The 18,037-nt window shown below is 59.0% G+C and carries 14 protein-coding genes and 1 tRNA gene; 1 reads left to right on the forward strand and 14 read right to left on the reverse strand.

The window, feature by feature from the left end; genetic code table 11:
- Nucleotides 1-100: 100 nt before the first annotated feature.
- Entirely contained in the window at nucleotides 101-1,168 is a 1,068-nt protein-coding gene (locus P7A97_RS20025; protein ID WP_277692226.1) for a hypothetical protein, read from the forward strand.
- 83 nt (nucleotides 1,169-1,251) lie between these two features.
- Here the strand turns inward: P7A97_RS20025 and P7A97_RS20030 are convergent, their stop codons facing one another.
- The 14 genes from P7A97_RS20030 to uca form a co-directional block, all read right to left on the reverse strand.
- A complete protein-coding gene (locus P7A97_RS20030; protein WP_277692227.1) occupies nucleotides 1,252-2,004 on the reverse strand; it encodes a hypothetical protein in 753 nt (250 codons plus the stop codon).
- Between the two features lie 37 nt (nucleotides 2,005-2,041).
- Nucleotides 2,042-3,415 carry a site-specific integrase gene (locus P7A97_RS20035; RefSeq protein ID WP_277692228.1) on the reverse strand — a complete coding sequence of 458 codons (1,374 nt, stop codon included), beginning with the start codon at nucleotides 3,413-3,415 and terminating at the stop codon, nucleotides 2,042-2,044.
- Between the two features lie 408 nt (nucleotides 3,416-3,823).
- Complete coding sequence (locus tag P7A97_RS20040) at nucleotides 3,824-4,111, reverse strand: hypothetical protein (protein WP_277692229.1); 288 nt, start codon at nucleotides 4,109-4,111, stop codon at nucleotides 3,824-3,826.
- A 366-nt stretch (nucleotides 4,112-4,477) separates the two neighbouring features.
- Nucleotides 4,478-4,786 carry a hypothetical protein gene (locus tag P7A97_RS20045; RefSeq protein WP_277692230.1) on the reverse strand — a complete coding sequence of 103 codons (309 nt, stop codon included), beginning with the start codon at nucleotides 4,784-4,786 and terminating at the stop codon, nucleotides 4,478-4,480.
- Between the two features lie 14 nt (nucleotides 4,787-4,800).
- On the reverse strand, nucleotides 4,801-5,793 hold the full coding sequence (locus P7A97_RS20050; protein WP_277692232.1) for a TerC family protein: 993 nt from the start codon (nucleotides 5,791-5,793) through the stop codon (nucleotides 4,801-4,803).
- A gap of 159 nt (nucleotides 5,794-5,952) precedes the next feature.
- Nucleotides 5,953-8,220 carry an ATP-dependent DNA helicase gene (locus P7A97_RS20055; RefSeq protein WP_277692233.1) on the reverse strand — a complete coding sequence of 756 codons (2,268 nt, stop codon included), beginning with the start codon at nucleotides 8,218-8,220 and terminating at the stop codon, nucleotides 5,953-5,955.
- Entirely contained in the window at nucleotides 8,217-9,857 is a 1,641-nt protein-coding gene (locus tag P7A97_RS20060; RefSeq protein ID WP_277692234.1) for a VRR-NUC domain-containing protein, read from the reverse strand. The genes P7A97_RS20055 and P7A97_RS20060 overlap by 4 nt, the downstream gene beginning before the upstream one ends.
- Before the next feature lie 126 nt (nucleotides 9,858-9,983).
- A complete protein-coding gene (locus P7A97_RS20065; protein ID WP_277692236.1) occupies nucleotides 9,984-10,145 on the reverse strand; it encodes a hypothetical protein in 162 nt (53 codons plus the stop codon).
- 173 nt (nucleotides 10,146-10,318) lie between these two features.
- Nucleotides 10,319-10,392 (reverse strand) — tRNA-Gly (locus P7A97_RS20070).
- Between the two features lie 58 nt (nucleotides 10,393-10,450).
- A complete protein-coding gene (locus tag P7A97_RS20075) occupies nucleotides 10,451-11,326 on the reverse strand; it encodes an alpha/beta hydrolase (protein WP_277692237.1) in 876 nt (291 codons plus the stop codon).
- A gap of 339 nt (nucleotides 11,327-11,665) precedes the next feature.
- Nucleotides 11,666-12,358 (reverse strand): pseudouridine synthase, encoded by a 693-nt coding sequence (locus P7A97_RS20080; RefSeq protein ID WP_277692240.1) that lies wholly within the window; start codon nucleotides 12,356-12,358, stop codon nucleotides 11,666-11,668.
- A 3-nt stretch (nucleotides 12,359-12,361) separates the two neighbouring features.
- Entirely contained in the window at nucleotides 12,362-12,568 is a 207-nt protein-coding gene (locus P7A97_RS20085; protein ID WP_277692242.1) for a cysteine-rich CWC family protein, read from the reverse strand.
- Complete coding sequence (locus tag P7A97_RS20090) at nucleotides 12,565-14,043, reverse strand: sensor domain-containing diguanylate cyclase (protein WP_277692243.1); 1,479 nt, start codon at nucleotides 14,041-14,043, stop codon at nucleotides 12,565-12,567. The genes P7A97_RS20085 and P7A97_RS20090 overlap by 4 nt, the downstream gene beginning before the upstream one ends.
- A 106-nt stretch (nucleotides 14,044-14,149) precedes the next feature.
- A complete protein-coding gene (gene uca, locus P7A97_RS20095; RefSeq protein WP_277692244.1) occupies nucleotides 14,150-17,803 on the reverse strand; it encodes an urea carboxylase in 3,654 nt (1,217 codons plus the stop codon).
- Nucleotides 17,804-18,037 lie beyond the last annotated feature (234 nt).

Consider the following 18,037-nt stretch of genomic DNA (forward strand, 5'->3'; position numbering starts at 1 on the left):
GTGGGTCTTAGTTTTTAGAGGTTTGCTATTTTAGGCCTTGATTATGTATTGGACATATGTTTTGGCTTGGCTCTGCAGGCTATTTAATTAGGAGGTGGGTGTGCGTGGTGTTTCAGTTTTTGATACTTGCAGGAATGGGGTGCTGGGTGTCGATGATTATGTTTTGATGCCAGCTGATCGAGAAATGGTTAAGTATCTATTTGTGTTGGACTGGTTCTGGGATGAGGGGGCTGGTGAGGTACGACCTTGTCTAAATAAGGATAAAGTTTTATTTCTCCAAAGGTTACTGCCTGTGCTTGAGGCTGTCCTGGCCTCTGATGAGGTTTTGTTCAGTGTTTTAGGTGAAGGAGAGGGGCGAAAATTTAAAAAAACGGAGCTGGGGACTCGCCTGTTTGATGTGCTACATGGCGGGGTTCTGGATTTCCCTAGGACTTATAGTGATTATAAATTTAATCCATTTTTTGACTTGTTATATTCGTATTTAGAGAAGTATAGAATAATTGAAAGTATGGAGTGGGTGAGGTGCTCGGCTGGCAATGGTGCTGAAAGTTTATCTGGGCTGTTTAATGATTTCGTATCTGGTATGCGTGCAGATAGTCGGAGTGTCGATTTTCGAGAGCGCGTAAAAAACTACCGTAGATCTGTTTCGAAAAATTATAAGAGTCTAATGGATTATGTGAGTTCGGTTTTTGTGCGGCATGAAAAAGTGCAGGTTTTGAGGGTTAGGCTAAGTTACGCATCGCAAGGCGCGATGGGCGTTTCGATCAAAACGGCAGGTCGTCACAGGCAAGCGCTTCTGAAAGAGCTGAGTAGAGGAAGGCTTGGCCCGCTGTTGGGTTATGCCTGGAGGTTTGGGTGGGATGGAAGTATGGGTTGGTGTAATGATGTTCTGATCTTTATGAGTCCATGCTTATCTAAAACTGATATAGAGCTTGTCGAGTTTATTGGGAGGCTTTGGGGTTCAAAAATTACTGGTGGTGTAGGAGTGTATTATAATTTTAACGAATCTAAAAAAGAGGGTGGGCTTGGTGGCTTGGGAGTGGTTCGGAGTATGGATGTGATCGGCATGGAAGGGGTTAGGAAAATGGCTGTTTACATGACTAAGATTGATGACTATTTTAAGTTATCAGTGGCAGGGGTAAGGTCTTTCGGTAAAGGTGGGTTGTAGCTATTATAGAAAATTTATGTTTGTTATAAAGCTGCTGTTGATCATGTGATGGTGTATTGGTGGTTATGCCTTTGATTGTCAGATTATAGAGGGTTGTTTGGATCATATAGGCGTTGTTTTGAGTGCTTGTCGAACTCGAAATAGGTTTCGCTCTGCGGTTTTTCTTCCCTCATTTTTTTAACATCAAATTTCAGCCATTGTGTAACTGTTTTTCTAAAGCTTAATTTTTTGGGATTGAGTCCGGGTCTTGGGCCAAATTTCGAGCTGCTTCTTTTGTTTATGGACTCTATAAGGTCATCTCTTATGGCTTCAAAGCAGGACTCTGGACTTTCCCAACCTTCTTCTGGCATTTTTTCCCTGATGAGTCTAATGACTTCCTGCTTGTCTACAGTGTAGCGTTCAGCTTTTTTTTCTCCGCCGCTTTTCGCGGTTTTTTTACGTATTTCTTCGGCGTCGACGGTTTTGTACTTAGTCAGCGCTCCGCGCATGATTCCCGCTTGATAATTAGCCTTGCACACAAAAGACCAAGCTGCGTCTAATCTTTTTTCATCTTGTGCTGTTTTGGCTAGGGAGATAAATATGCTGCATAAGCGTAATGCTGATCTGTAATTTGCTACTCCGCCCTCATTAATTAGATTGAAGTTATATTCATCCTCAACTGACTTGCGGTTAATTGCCCCACTTAATATTTCTAGTCTGGTTTTCTCTAAGTGCAATTCAAGGTCATATTTTTCCTCGACTTGAAGTAAGGCGATCTGGATGTGGCCGCATAATTTTGTTATTTCACTGTTGAGGTCATTTGGCTCAATGGTTTCAGGCGTGTTTGTGTTGCTCATTAAAGTTCCTTTGGCTGAAGGCCTGTTTTTTGCAGTGTCACTTACTTGGTCTTTTGGGTTGGAGCCACGCTCCGCGAGTTAGTAACTCTAAATGCTGGCCTAAAGTTTGCCACGCTTCCGCCATTTCCTTGGTATAACTGTGGCGTTGGTATGTGCGCTTAACCTTGTTTTCCTCGGTGTGGTTGAGGCAGCGTTCCGCCACTTCCGGGAGCACGCCAAGGGCAGTCATGATCGTGGCGCCTGTGCGCCTCAAATCGTGTGGGGTCCACTTTCCCCCTGGGAGGAGTAGCGCCTGAGCATTGGCGCTCCTATTACTCAGGATCCCTTGGTCTGGCAGGCGTTGCCGATCTCCAAGCTGTTTGGTCACAGTCTTTGAGCAGACTGGTCCGCTATTTTTGACGTTGGGATAGCACCACTCACTGGCAGAGCTGAATGCGCGGACAGCCTTGAACTGCTGGATGGCGAACGGTGAGAGGGTTACGTTGTGGGCCTTACCGTTTTTGCTTTGCTCTGAAGGGATGTACCAGTTGCCTTTGATAAGGTCGACGTTTTCCCACCGGGCACTCAGCAGTTCGCCGATGCGGCAGCAGGTCGACAAGGCAATCCAGATGGCAGCTTCTGAGGAGGGGAGTAAACCGGCTTGCGGAGTGAGTTTGGCTAACGTGCGGATTTCTTCCTCGCTCAGTACTCGATCTCGTTCGATGTCCTTGCCGCCAATTTTGGCTTTGCGAATGCTCGCAGTCGGATCGTGATCAATCAGGTCCCGGTCTACGGCGAATCGGAACATCTGACGCATCAGGCTGAAGATCATCTTCGCCATCCGGTTGACGCCACGAGCGAGTAGGGCGTCCGTTACCTCGGTAATGTGGCCTTTTTTCACATCTTCGACAGCCATTTTGCCGAGGAGCGGCAGGACATCTTTCTCAAACATTCGGCGCACCTCTGCACCGCCGTCCTTGCGGTTGATCAAGTCGACCTTGGCCCAGTGATCGAACAAGTGCTGGACGTTTTTTCTGGCGGCTTGTCGAGCCTGAGCCGCCTCCAAGGCAGCTTTCTCCGCAGCGATTCGTGCGCGTTCTGCCTCGCGTGCAGCGACACGTGCGGCCTCCTCAGCCTCAAGGTGTTCCTTTACGTCTCTGACCCCCGATTTATGAAGCCCAGCGAGCTCTTTAGCTCGTTGACCAGCTTCGGCGAGTGTCATGGTGCCTTCGGAACCATCGCGACTATATGTGCCGATGGGGAAGGTGATGCGTTCACTGCTGCCGTTGGAGTAACGGAAATAGAAGAGGCGTTCTCCGCTTGGGGTGATGCGGGCCACCAAGCTGCCGTGCCCCCAGATGGCGACTTCGCTCAGCCACTTGTCGTTCGTACCTGGTTTGGCAGTCATCTGGCGGTCTGTGATCTTGGTCATTTAGTCCCTTTTCCCGTTGCCAATTGGTTGCCAATTGAGAATCTCTGGTTGCCAATTCGTTGCCAATTGAGATCGGCTTTCTTCGAATCGTATTGGGCTATTTTGGACAAGAAAATAGTTGAAGGCCAGTAAATACGGGGGTTGTAGAAATGTGCTTCGGATTGCCCTGGATTCGCTTGTACAGGTTATTACCTGTATGGGGTGCAAGGGGTAGAGTGTTCGAATCACTCCGTCCCGACCAAAAAACCCTAAAAAATCCAGCCACTTAGTAGTGGCTGGATTTTTTTATGCCTGGTAGTTTTCGACTACCCTCGAATTTTGCCATTTCTGTGCCAGCGGCATTAAGGGCGACTCATCTCTCTGACTGCCGCCATAGGGAAGGGAGTCGCCCGATCCAACGCTTATTGATCAGCGACAGAGAACGACCAGGCTGCGGCTGGAGAAGCCGGCGGGGTTAAGACCGAAGAGAAAGTCTGCTGGATCATCCTCACCATCATCGCCAGCCCTGGCCAGTACTTTGTAACCTTTCTGACCGCAGGCACGGGCAGCTTTCTCTTCGCAGCGCTCCCAACTTGAAGTCAGTCCGGAGCAGTTGATATTCAGCCCTTTACGGCCTTTTTTTTCATAAGTCTGAGCGGTTGCGGAGCAACCTGTAATGAGCGTCAAAACGACGGTCAGTAGCACAAGCCTCTTCATTCATATCCCCAGCGGGCTTGTCTATTTGGCGACATGCTCGCCAACCCCGTGCAAATGGTACTTCGACGATGCGCAGCTTTTGTGTCATCTGGCTGTTTGCATCACTGTCAGGCAGTGCGGTCGAATTTACCTTGAATTACCACGTGGCAGGGTATCGCTTTGAGTGAAAAATTTGTAAGTAGCCTGCAGGTTTAACGAGTTCGATTGTCTTTTGTATGAATCACCCTGGTCGCTCAGGTACTGCTGAGTGCTTTGGATTGCCCAGCTGCGGCTATGCATAGCAGCGGGGGGCCTGGTCATCGATCCACGCGAATACGGCTTACCGTGCGCGACAGGATGTTTCTACGGCAGCTGCTGCTGGCTTGATCAGGTTTCTATCAGGGTTTGCGGTTTCCCGCTTTTTTCCGTGTCCTGCTGGGGTTGTTCGTCCTCTGGCTTCGGCTGCGCCTGCTTCAGCCATTCTTGAGTGCCTTCCTGAGCCTGGTCGATCTTGTCGTTGAGCTGCTCAACCTGCTTGTCGAGCTCCTTGACGGTTTCACCAAAGCTCTCGCGAGCTTGTTCGACGGCGGCTTTTTCGACTTTTTCAGCGAAGCTGGCGGCAGCCTGCTCGGCGTTGTCGCAGCCAGCCAGGGCAAGCATGCCCAAGCCTAGCAGCAGCGGTTTAGAAGGTTTCATATGCGGTCCTCCGATCAGGATTCGAGCTTGTGAGTGGGGGGCTTACGGGTCTTCCACAGTGACAGCAGTACGCCGCCTGCGAGCAGGCTCACGGTCACACTCAGCGAAATCTCGGCCGGAATCTTGCCTACGATGTCGTGCAGGAAGATCTTGCCGCCGATGAATACCAGCACCAGGGCCAGGGCGTATTTCAGGTAGGCGAAGCGGTGGATCATCGCGGCCAGAGCGAAGTAAAGGGCGCGCAGGCCGAGGATGGCGAAGATGTTCGAGGTGTAGACGATGAATGGGTCCTGGGTGATGGCGAAGATCGCCGGCACGCTGTCCACGGCGAATACCAGGTCGGCCAGTTCGATCAGGATCAGCGCCAGGAACAGCGGTGTCACCCACAGCTTGAGCTGGCCGCTGGCATCGGGCAGGCGTACGAAGAAGCGCTGCTCGTGCAGGCGGTCGGTCACCGGCAGGTGATTGCGTAACCAGTTGACGAATCGGTTGTGCGACAGGTCAGGCTGGTGATCGACTTTGGAGAACAACATCTTCAAGCCGGTTAACAGCAGGAAGGCGCCGAATAGGTAGAGAATCCAGTCGAACGTGCTGATCAGTGCGGCGCCCAGGCCGATCATGATGGCGCGCAGGACGATCACGCCCAGGATGCCCCAGAACAGCACGCGGTGCTGATAAAGGCGAGGAATGGCCAGGTAGCTGAAGATCAGGGCAATCACGAAGACGTTGTCCATGGACAACGATTTCTCGATCAGAAAGCCAGTGAGGTAATCCATGCTGGCGTCGCTGCCTTTCTGGAAGAAGACCCAGACGGAAAACAGCAGCCCCATGGATATATAGCCGGCGGAAAGCAGGAGGCTTTCCTTGACGCCGATTTCGCGTTCTTCGCGGTGCAGAACACCCAGGTCGAAAGCCAGTAGGGCGATCACTACAGCCAGGAACGAGAGCCACAGCCAGGTGGCGGTGCCGAGGAAGTCGGCGAAAAGAAACGTTTCTAGGGTGCTCATGAGCCCCTCCTTAAAGTCGTAGTTGTACCAACTATGACTCCGACATGGCGGCTATTAACCGTCAGAGGGGCCCGGCGTCACGGGCGCAGGATAAGGGTTATGCAGACCTCCTCAAGTGCTGAGTGGTTGCAAAGTGTGTAGCGGCATATTCCGCATCGATTAATACAGGCTGTGTTCGACCCGCCACCAATTGGGCAGCAGCTGGTGTACCTCACGGCGGGTGAAACGGTCGTCCAGCAGATAGACCACACCGCTGTCCTCGGTGGTGCGGATCACGCGCCCGGCAGCCTGCACCACCTTCTGCAGGCCGGGATACAGGTAGGCGTAGTCGTAGCCATTACCGAACATCTGCTGCATGCGCGCTTTGACCTCCTCGTTGATCGGGTTGACCTGCGGTAGACCAAGGGTGGCAATGAACGCACCGATTAGCCGCTTGCCGGGTAGATCGATGCCCTCACCAAAAGCCCCACCGAGTACAGCGAAACCGATGCCACGCGAGTGGGTGCTGAACCGATCGAGAAAGGCCTGGCGTTCGCTTTCAGCCATGCTGCGTGACTGCGCCCATACCGGGATGTCCGGGTGCTCGGTCTGCAGGTGTTCCAGCGCCTGCTGCAGATAGGCGTAGCTGCTGAAGAAGGCCAGGTAGTTACCGGGTTGCTCGCGAAATTGCTGGGCCATGAGGCGGGTCACGGAAGCTAGGCTGGCCTCGCGATGCTGGTAGCGGGTGGATAGGTTGCGAATGGCATGTACTTGTAGCTGTTCGGCGCGAAAAGGGGACTCGACCTCCAGCCATTGTGTGTCCTCGGCCAGGCCCAGCAGGTCGGCATGGTAGTGGCCGGGGCTGAGGGTGGCGGAAAACAATGTGCAGCTATGGGCTGCAGCGAAACGCGGGGCGATAAAAGGCGCTGGCACTATGTTGCGCAGGCACAGGGTCGAAAGACTATGCGGGCCGATGGGCGGGTGCAGGCTGATGTCGAACAGCGAGTGCGGGCCGTAAGCCTCGGCCAGACGGCAAAACAGCATGGCGGCGAGATAGAACTGCAGCAGCGCGGCCTGGTTACCTTCTGGTTGATCGGTGAGATGGTCGGTGATCGCACCAACGGCTTTCTGCAGCGCGACAATGAACAGGTCCGGCAAAGCTGGCTGGATTTGGTAGGGCTCTTCCTGATCGCGATGCAGCTGGTACCAGTGGCGACTGACGCGCTCCAGAGCTGGCTTGAGCTTGGCTGGGGCGAGCTTGCGCATGGCGTTGAACGCGGCCTGATCCAGTTCCGCGCTGTACATGCCGCGGGCGCGGTCGATCAGGTTGTGCGCTTCGTCGACCAGCAGGGTAACGCGCCAGCCGTTGAGCTGGGTCAGGCCATGCAGCAGGGCATTGATGTCGAAGTAGTAGTTGTAGTCGCCCACCACCACGTCACTCCAGCGGCAAAGCTCCTGGCTCAGGTAGTAAGGGCAAACCTGATGGGCCAGGGCAATTTCGCGCAGTATCTCGTGGGTCAGCCAGCGTTGCTGCAGCGCGGTACTGCGCGCGGCTGGCAGTCGGTCGTAAAAGCCCTTGGCCAGCGGACAGGACTCGCCATGGCAGACCTTGTCCGGGTGAGCGCAGGCCTTGTCGCGAGCCACATGCTCCAGCACCCGCAGCGGCATGTCGTTTTCCTGTGCGCGCAGGTTGGCCAGGGCATCCAGGGCCAGGCGCCGACCCGGCGTCTTGGCGGTGAGGAAGAACAGCCGATCCAACTGCTGACCGGGAAAGGCTTTGAGCTGGGGAAACAGGGTGGCCAGGGTCTTGCCGATCCCCGTGGTGGCCTGCGCCAGGAGGTGCTCGCCATCACGGGCCGCACGATAGACGGCTTCGGCGAGCTGGCGCTGGCCTTTGCGAAAGCTCGGATAAGGAAAACGCAGGCGCTCCAGGCTGGCGTCGCGCTCATTCCGATGGGCGCTTTCCTGTTCTGCCCAGGCGACGAAGCGGGCACACAGCTGCTCAAAGAATATCCGCAGATCCTCGGCGGTGAAGGTTTCGCGAAAGACCGTTTCCTTCTGCGAGATCACGTTGAAGTACACCACTGCCAGGTCGATCTCTTGCAACCCCTGCATGTCGCACAACAGCCAGCCGTAGACCTTGGCTTGGGCCCAGTGCAGCAGGCGGTGATTGTGCGGGATGCGTGCCACATCGCCGCGGTGGGTCTTGATCTCCTCCAGCAGGTTTTGCGCGGGATCGTAGCCGTCGGCGCGACCGCTTACCTGCAGGCCCGGATAGTTACCCGTTAATGGCAACTCGGCGATATAGCCCGCCGCACGACGACTTACCACAGTGCTGTGCCCGGCCATGCCTTCGGCCGCAGTTGGCGCGGGAGTGAAACGCAGGTCGAGATCGCCCTCCTTGGCTGTGAACTCGCATAGCGCGCGTACAGCCACGGAGTAGCTCACAGTACTTCGCTCCAGCGCACATAGCAGACTTCGACCGGCATGCTGTGCTCGGCACAAAACGCCAGCCAGCGCTTCTGGTTGTCTTGCAGGCGGTCGCCGGGGCCTTTTACTTCGATCATTCGGTAGCGTCGCTCGCCAGGCCAGAACTGGATCAGGTCAGGCATACCGGCGCGGTTGGCGCGGATATCGTCGAGCAGGCGTTCGAACCAGGCGCGTAGGTGCGCGGCTGGCAGGCAGAGCAGGGCGGTTTCCAGTAGTTCAGGTGTCAGTACTTCCCAGTGTACGAAGGGCGAGAGGATGCCGAACTTGGTCTCGTAGGTGGCGCGCATGCGCTGCGCGTAGCTGCCGTCATCCAGCCTACTCAGGCAGGCGTCGAGCAGCGCCTGACGGCGGTTGCGGAAGTCGGCAGCATGCAGATCAGCCGGACCTGCCTGGAAGGGATGGAAGAAGGCGCCGGGCAAGGGGGCGAAAATCGCGTCCCAGCACAGTAAGCCGAACAGGCTGCAGATCAGGGTGTTTTCCACGTAGAAAACCGGTGCTTGGTCTTCATGCAGGTGTTTAAGTACGGCCCATTCCACACTCAGTTCGGGAGGCTGCGACAGTTCCAGTTCGAAAGCGGGTGTCGCCAGGGCAGGGCTGCGCAGCGGTCTAACCAAGCCGAGCTGGCGACACAGGCGTGGCAGGATGCGCTCCAGTGCCTGGCTTTCGGCAGCGTTGCGTGGTGATTCCAGGGCCGTGCAGGCAAGCGTATGTGCTGTTTGATAGTCGCCAAGCTTTTCCAGCGCGCGTACCTGGCGTTGGCGGGCTTCGCCATGCGCGCTGGCGGCGTATAGCGATGCCGCCGCAGCCAGTTTGCCTTCACGTTCGAGTTGCCGGCCAAGCTGGAACAGTAGTTTGGCGTGGCGTGCGGCCAGGTAGGGATTGTCACTGCTGAACTCGCCCAACGCCGCGAGCACCTGGCTGGCATCCAGGCCGGCTTCATGGCGCTCGCGACAATCGCGCAGGTGCAGGTAGTCGTCGATGTCCCGGCGGCTGCGAAAGCCTCGAGAGGCTGCACTGATCTCGACGTTTTCGTAGCGATAGATACCCAGTTCAGCCAGAACGAACTCCGACCAGTCTTGCGCCAGGTTGCCGAAAAACAGCAAGCGCAGACGATCGCATAAGGGGGTAATGGTCAGGCTGTACAGCTGGTCCAGCCCGGGGCTCCATTGTTCCAGGGGCCTGACTTGTGGGTAGTGCGTTCTCAGTTGTTCCAGCCACTCAGTTTTGTTCCTGCTACGCATGCCCAACGTCTCGGGCAAGCACGCCAGCAGCTCATCCTTGCGCAGGAGGGCAAAGAGCTCATTCAGACTTAGTTCTGCATCGTCGATGAGCCAGTTGCGCTCCAGCAAAGGAGCGGCAGCACTACCAATATCGCCGATTTCTACATAGCTCAGCTTGCTGGCGCGGAAGTGCGGCCCTTTGCGCATCAGCAGGCGCACCAGCAGTGCCTGAGCGTTGGTCGGCAGGGCCAGGAACTCGTCGATAAAGGCTTGTTCGCCGGCCTCCAGCAAGTCGGCATAGCGTCCGGTAACCCAGGCCAGGGCCGTGCGGAAATTGGTGAGGTAGTAGAGGCTGGTGTCGAGCGGCGAGAGCATGGATACGATAACTGTCTATTTATACAGTTAAAGGGTGCGTGATCCGATGCTACGGGGCAAGCGCCAGGCGACAAACAGCAGAAACAAAAAAGCCCGTCGTGCTGACGATGGGCTTTTGGGTCGAGATCAAGCTGCGGCTGAGTGGCCGATCAGCATGCCGTGCTGAACCCAGAACTGGCGTCCATTGATGCGCAGGGTGAATGGTGTGCGACTGACGATTTCGGCTCCATCCCTGAGTAGGTCTTCGATGTGCGAGCGCAGTGCAAGAAACGTCCGTTGTTCCTTCATGGCAAACCTCCGTGGTTGGTGCCGGGAGCCTACCAAGTTCTGTGACGAAGTCGATACTTTCGCCAGGGGTTAAATGTGATGTCCGTCACGAATGAATGGTGGCGATGTGCCTTGCCAGGGAAAGTGATCGGCAGAAACGCCAAGGCCCCGCTATGCGGGGCCTTGAAGGAAGTTGGAGCGGGCGAAGGGAATCGAACCCTCGTCATGAGCTTGGGAAGCTCAGGTAATGCCATTATACGACGCCCGCTTGAGCGGGGACTTTGTACCAGAATCGCCCTGGCAGGTGAAGCCCGGCGGCCCTGAGTCTATCCGGCCAGGGCGTGTTCCAGGATGGCTTCGTGCGAGCGGTTTGGCTGGCTGGGCAGGAGGAAGGCCAGCAGGGCGTCGCGGGTCTGCATCCAGGCGGCTTTGTGTTCCATGTCGAGGAAGTGCCCGGCCTGGGCGATGGTGCGAAATTCGCAGTGACGTACGTGCTGGGTGAACAGGCGGGCGTCCTGTGGGGTGGTGTATTCGTCCCATTCGCCGTTGACGAACAGCAGGGGTATTTCGATCTGACCGGCGAAGCTGACGCAGGAACGGCCACCGTTGTTCAGCACCGTCTCCACATGGAAGCTCATCTGGTCGTACTCGTAGTGCTCCAGGCTGGTGACATGGCGATGGTTGTAGCGCTTGAACAGCGAGGGCAGGTGTTTGCCGATGGTGCCGTTGAGGACCATGCCGATGCTTTCGCGATCGTACTCGTGCATCACGATCAGGCCGCTGCGCAAGTAGCCGAGCATGGCCGGGTTGACGATGGGCGAGAAGGAGTTGATCACCGCGCGTTTTATTCGCTGCGGGCGCCGGGCCAGCGCCTGCAGAGTGGCGATGCCGCCCCAGGAGAAGGACAACACGATATCGCAGGCGAAGTGCTCGACCAGTTCGAGGAGGATGTCGGCTTCTTCCTCGCGGGTGATGAAGCGTTCGTGGCGGTTGTGCTCGCGGGACTGGCCGGCGTAGGGCAGGTCGAACAGCACCACATTGAAATGCGGGTAGAGATAGCGAACCGTCTGCGCGAAGGATGCGGTAGTCGACAGCGAGCCATTGACCAGAATGATGGTTTGCTCTGCGTTGTCGGCGCGATAGAACTCCGTGTAAACCCGATAGTGTCCCTGAATATCCAGCACAGCCGTTTCTGGTTTCATAAGTGCATGCCCCTGGCAAACATTTGCACGCGCGCAGCGCAACATTGCAGCTACACGAGCTTCATGGCAGGTAGGCATGTGCCTGGGAATGGGGCCTATCGGCTCTGACGGCTGGCCGATGATTGTTATTGGTGGCGGGGCGTTTTCCGATCCGGGCATCGACAATCCGATGGGCAGTCCCGTTGCGGTGCGAGGCACCTGTGATCTGGAAAAGGCTTGTTAGATGTTGTGTGTGACTAGTTGGTCACTAGCGGACCGTTGATTGGATTCAAGCAGTCTGTTGTTACCGATGCAAGTACCTGTGGTGAATAAGCGGGGACCATTGGTCGGTGCTTTTGATCAGACCCGCGCGACTTCTTCCGCGCGCAAGCTCCGGTACTGGCCGGGAGCCAGGTCAGGGTCGAGCTGCAGTGGGCCCATGTGTTCGCGGTGCAAGGTGAGCACCTTGTTCTGGAAATGGCCGAACATGCGTTTGACCTGGTGGTAGCGGCCTTCGTGCAAGGTCAGCAGGGCACTGTGGCTACCGGTGATCTGCAGCTCGGCCGGCAGGGTGGTGAGGTTCTCGTAGGCGAAGTACAGGCCGCGGGCGAAGACTTCGATGTACTCCTCGGTGATCGGCTGTTCGGTCTGCACCCGGTAGACCTTGCCCAGGCGACTACGTGGCTCGGTCAGGCGTCGTGACCAGAGGCCGTCGTTGGTGATGATCAGCAGGCCTGTGGTGGTCAGATCCAGGCGCCCGCCGATGTGCAGATCATGTTTGTCCGGTTCGTCGAGCAGATCGAGCACGGTGCGATGTTCGGGGTGCTCGGTGGCGCTGACCACGCCGGCAGGCTTGTTGAGCATGAAGTAGCGTGCCGGCTTACCGGCCTGCAGGGTTTCGCCGTCCAGTTCGATACGGTCGAACTCGCGCACGTCACGGCAGCCATCGCGCTCGCTCTGGCCATTGACCAGCAGGCGTCCGGCGGCGATCAGCAGGCGAGCTTCGGCGCGATTGAAACGCGGCAGGTTGCTGAGGAAACGGTCCAGGCGCATGGTTCAGTCGGTTTTTACCGCTGTGCCAAGTGCCTTGGCGCAATGGGGACACAGGCAGCTTTTGCCACGCTGTTCGGCGGGCAGCTCCTCAATGAGCTGGCGGGGGATCGGCCTGTGGAAGCACCAGCAGTCCTGCACCGGTTGCGGGCTGCTGGCCTGGGCACACTGATTGAGCTGGCCGCAGCGTGGGCAGCGCTCGGCATCGTTCACGGCGTGTAGGTCTCTTCACACACGCGGTTGCGTCCGGACTGCTTGGCTCGGTATAGCGCGCGGTCGGCGCGGCCAAGGAGGCGTTCGAGGTTGTCGTCGCGATGCAGCTCGCTGATGCCGATGCTGGTGCTGATATGCAGGTTGACGCCGTTGAAGACGAAGGTCTGCTGTTCGGTTTGCTGGCGGATCTTTTCGGCCAACTGGTGCGCGGTGCTGCTGCCGGTGTCCTTGAGCAGCAGGATGAACTCTTCGCCACCCCAGCGGCAGATGATGTCGGACTGGCGCAGATTGCTCTGCAGGGCCTGGGCGAAGCCGCGCAGTACCTGGTCGCCTGCCAGGTGGCCGTGGGTGTCGTTGAGTTGCTTGAAGTGATCGATGTCGATCAGTAGGGCACTCAGCGGGCTCTGCTCGCGCTGGGCTTCGTGCAGGGCCTGGCCAGCGAGCAGGTCGAAGCCGCGGCGATTGGGCAGGCCGGTGAGCGAGTCGGTGGTGGCCAGTGCTGCGATACGTTGCTGGTAGCGACGGGTGGCGATGAAGACCAGGCCCAGCACCAGAGCGCTGATCAGCGCGCAGATCAGCAGGTTGAGGTACAGGCTGTGGCGAATGCTGGCCAGTGCGCCTTCCTCGTGCTTGTCGACGAACAGGTACCAGTCCAGCTCGGGGATGTAGCGCACATTGAGGAAGTGGCCGCGGCCGTGCTCCTGGTAGGTGTAGTTGCCGCTCTTGGGCGCAGGCAATTTGCTTTGCAGGGTTTCCAGGCCGGGGATGTCGCTAATCCGCTGACCGCGCTGGATGCCCATCGGGCCACCCTTGGCGCCGGTCAGTACCAGGCGCCCCTGACTGTCGCTGAAATAGATGCTGCGGTCGTAGCGCTGCTGGTAGTCGTCCACCAGCTTGACCACGGCATCCACGGTGAGGCCGACACCGGCCACGCCAATGAAGTTGTTCTGGTAGTCGAACACCTTGAAGTTGATGAAGAAGGTCAACTGGTCACCGTTGGCCATGTCCGGATCGACGCTGATCTCGTAGGGTTCGGCCATGCTGCGCACACGGAAGTACCAGGCATCGCGTGGTTCGTCTTCCCTGACCTGTTTGAGTACGCCTTTGGCCTGGTAGTAGGTGCGGGTTTTTTCGGAGATGAAGAAGCTGGTGAAGGTGCCGTAGTGTTCCTGGATTTCGCGCAGGTAGCGGGTCATCGGCTCGGCATTGCGCTCGCCGTCCAGCGCCCAGTCGCGCAGGAAGGTGTCGCGGGCCATCATCGAGGCGATCTGGGTCGGACGGATCAGATCCTTCTGGATCTCCGAATAGATGTTGTCCGAGGTCAGTGGCAGCTCGGTATTGATGATGGTGTGGCGAATGCTGTCGCGCGAGCTGTAGTAGCTGACCAGGCTGGTGGCGAGAAAACCACCCAGCAACAGGACGGTCAGGGTCAGCAGCAGGATGAGCTGGGCCTTGCGGGACGTGCGAAGCGGCATGAGGGCTGAACCTGGCGGAGATGGCCCAATGCTAGCGCGGCGGGGCGTCGCCGTCACGAGCGGACGCTGTCGCGCACCCGTTGTGCGCGACAGCGTGCCCCAGGTATCAGGCTTCTTCCAATACCACCACCCGTTGCCCGGCGCGGACCGGCGAGCCAGGTTGCACCCGTACTTCGCGCACCGTTCCGGCGACCGGGGCGAGCAGGGGGATTTCCATCTTCATCGATTCGAGGATTACCAGCACATCGCCGGCCTGCACGGTCGCCCCTTCTTCCACCTGCACCTGCCAGAGGTTGCCGGCGATATGGCTGTCGATGCCGTGTTGGCCAGCGCCGAGCGGGGCATCATCGCCCAGCTCGGCGGCGGTTTCTTCCACTTCGAAATGCGCCTGGCCCGAATCGATCCAGCGTTGGCGCTCGGCGTCGAAGGCGGCGCGCTGCTGGTTGCGGAAGGCGTCGATGCCCTCGGCCTCTTTGACAAGGAAGTCTTGGTAGTTGGCCAGGGCCAGTTCGCTGTCCTCGATGCGCAGATCAAAGCGGCCCAGGGGGAAGTCGCGGCGGATCTGCAATAGCTCCTCGGCTGATACCGGATAGAAGCGGATCTGGTCGAAGAAGCGCAGCAGCCAGGGCTTGCCGTCGAAGGCTTCGACCTCGCGGTAGCGGTTCCACATCTGCAGGGTGCGGCCGACGAACTGGTAGCCGCCGGGGCCTTCCATGCCGTACACGCACATGTAGGCGCCGCCGATGCCCACCGAGTTCTCGGCGGTCCAGGTGCGCGCCGGGTTGTACTTGGTAGTCACCAGGCGATGGCGCGGGTCCAGCGGCGTGGCCACCGGCGCGCCGAGGTAGACGTCACCGAGGCCCATCACCAGATAGCTGGCATCGAACACGGTCTTGTAGACCTCATCGAGATTCGGCAGATCGTTGATGCGGCGAATAAATTCCAGGTTGCTCGGACACCAGGGGGCGTCCTTGCGCACCGTGGTCATGTACTTGTCGATGGCCAGCTGGCAGGCCGGGTCATCCCAGGACAGCGGTAGATGCACGATGCGCGAGGGCACCTTGAGGTCGCGCGCGTTGCACACTTCGTCCCACAGACCGGCGACCGTATCGAGCAGGCGCTGCAGCGACAGGGTCTCCGGCTGGTAGTGCACCTGCAGCGAGCGTATGCCCGGGGTCAGGTCGATCACGCCGTCGAGGTTTTTGGCCTCCAGCGCCTGCATCAGAGCATGGCCGCGGAAACGCAGGACCAGGTCCAGCTCCGGCGCGCCGATTTCCAGCAGCAGGTGGGTGTCGCCGGAAAGGCGGGCAACCAGGCGCTTGTCGGCTGCGCCGATGTCCAGAGCGATAGGGCTCTGTAGGAGCGGCTTCAGCCGCGATTGCGGCGCATCGAGCAGCTCAGTGGTGTTGCCTGCCAGGTTTTGTTCGCGACTGAAGTCGCTCCCACACAGAGATGCGCATTCCTGTTTCCTGGCTTTTGCCAACTGCCGCGCCGTGGCGATATCCACCGGGATAAACCGAACCTTGTCACCGGCCTTGAGTTGCCCCAGCTGCCAGAGGTCCGCTTCGATGATGGTCACCGGGCAGACGAAACCGCCCAGGCTTGGGCCATCGGGTCCCAGAATCACCGGCATATCGCCGGTGAAGTCCACCGCGCCGATCGCATAGGGGTTGTCGTGGATATTCGACGGGTGCAGGCCGGCTTCGCCGCCGCTGTCGCGCACCCACTCGGGTTTCGGGCCGATCAGACGCACGCCGGTGCGGCTGGAGTTGAAGTGCACTTCCCAGTCGGTGGCGAGGAAGGTGTCGATATAGGCCGGGGTGAAATATTCCGGCGCGCCATGTGGACCGTAGATCACGCGGATTTCACGCACGGCAGGCAGGGCGGTGCACAGTGCCGCCGGCAACTGCGCGCCGCTGTCATGTTGGGCAAGAGGCAGAAGGTGCAGCACGTCTCCGGCACGCAGGGCGCGGCCGCCGTGGCCGCCGAATTGACCGAGGGTGAAGGTGCTTTTGCTGCCCAGGTACTCGGGTACCTGCAGGCCGCCGCGCAAGGTGAGATAGGCGCGTGCGCCTGAGCCGGAGATAGTGCCGAGGCTCAGGGTGCTACCGGCCTTGATCAGCAGGGCGGTATTCATCGGCTGCTCGCTGCCATCCACGCTCAGCGGAATCGCAGCACCGGTCACCGCCACCACTGCATCGGTGTTGAAGCGCAGCAGCGGGCCGCTCATGGTGATTTCCAGGCCGGCGGCACCTTCGTCGTTGCCCAGCAGGCGGTTGCCCAGGCGCAGCGCGCGGTCGTCCATCGGCCCCGATGGCGGTACGCCGACCGCCCAGTAGCCGAGGCGACCGGGGAAGTCCTGCACCGTGGTCTGGGTGCCGGCGGAGAGCACTTCGAAGGTGTTGGCCTGGTAGACCAGACCTTCCAGGCAGCGAGTCCAGGGCTCGCCGCTGGCGAAGGGCGCGTCGGCCAGGATCTGCCGCAGGTATTGGCTGTTGGTTTCCACGCCGTACAGCAGGGTGTCGGCCAGGGCCTGGCCGAGTGCGGCGCTGGCCGCTTCGCGGGTCGGTTGCCAGGTGATGACCTTGGCGATCATCGGGTCGAAGTAGGGCGGGATCTCGCAGCCGGACTCGACCCAGGTGTCGATGCGCAGGCTCTTGCCGTCGGCCACCGGGAACTGCACGGCGGTCAGCAGGCCGGGGCTGGGCTGGAAGTCGCGGCCCGGGTCTTCGGCATATAGACGCGCCTGGATGGCATGGCCGCTGGCTTTCAGACCTTTGCCCAGTTCGCTGAGCGGGGCCAGATCGCCGGCTGCCAGTTCGATCATCCAGCGCACCAGGTCGACGCCCCACACCTGTTCGGTGACGCCGTGTTCGACCTGCAGGCGGGTGTTCACTTCGAGGAAATAGAAACGCTTGGCCTCGCTGTCGTAGACGAACTCCACGGTGCCGGCGCTGCGGTAATTCACGGCCTTGGCCAGCTTGATCGCCGCCGCACACAGTTCCTCGGCCATGCCGGCCGGCAGGTTCGGTGCCGGGGTTTCTTCCAGCACCTTCTGGTTACGGCGCTGCACCGAGCAGTCGCGCACGCCCAGAGCCAGCACGTCGCCAGCACCGTCGCCAAATACCTGCACTTCCAGGTGGCGTGCGCGCTGGATGTATTTCTCGATAAATACGCCGCTGTCGCTGAAGTTGTTCTGCCCCAGGCGCTTGACCGCCTCGAAGGCGTCGGAAAGCTCGGCGGCCGAGTGGCACACGCGCATGCCGATGCCGCCACCGCCGGCGGTGCTTTTCAGCATTACCGGGTAGCCGACTTGCTCGCCGGCCTTGAGGGCAGCGTCGAGGTTTTCCAGCAATTCGGTGCCTTCCAGCATCGGCACGCCATGCTCTTTCGCGAGCGCCCTGGCGGTGTGTTTGAGGCCGAACACGCGCAGCTGCTCCGGCGTCGGGCCGACGAAGGCGATGCCGGCGGCTTCGCAGGCCTCGGCGAAGGCGGCGTTTTCGGAGAGGAAGCCGTAGCCGGGGTGGATGGCCTTAGCGCCGGTCTGCTTGGCGACGGCGAGGATCTTGTCGACCACCAGATAGGTGCCGGCCGCGGGGCCTTCGCCGAGGCTGAAGGCTTCGTCGGCCTGCTGGATATGCAGGCTGGCGGCGTCGGCCTCGGAGTATACGGCCACGCCTTTGACGTCGAGCTGGCGCAGGGTGCGCAGTATGCGGCAGGCAATGGCGCCGCGGTTGGCGATCAGGAGTTTGTCGAACATGTGCTGGCCCTCGAAAGGGTTGGCGGGCCGTCCCGCCGCTATTGGGTCTGCACCACGGTCGTCCGGGGTGGAAATGCTTGTCTCCCTCTCCCGCTGGGAGAGGGTTGGGGTGAGGGGCGGTCAACTACTGCGGCTTGGTTTCCCTCACCCCTGGCCCCTCTCCCGGAAGGAGAGGGGAGGAGACGCTTAGGCATTGCCCCGAGCGGCTCTGGCAGAGGTGGAACAACCAGCGGC

Source organism: Pseudomonas sp. GOM6 (assembly GCF_029537485.1).
Lineage (GTDB): Bacteria > Pseudomonadota > Gammaproteobacteria > Pseudomonadales > Pseudomonadaceae > Aquipseudomonas.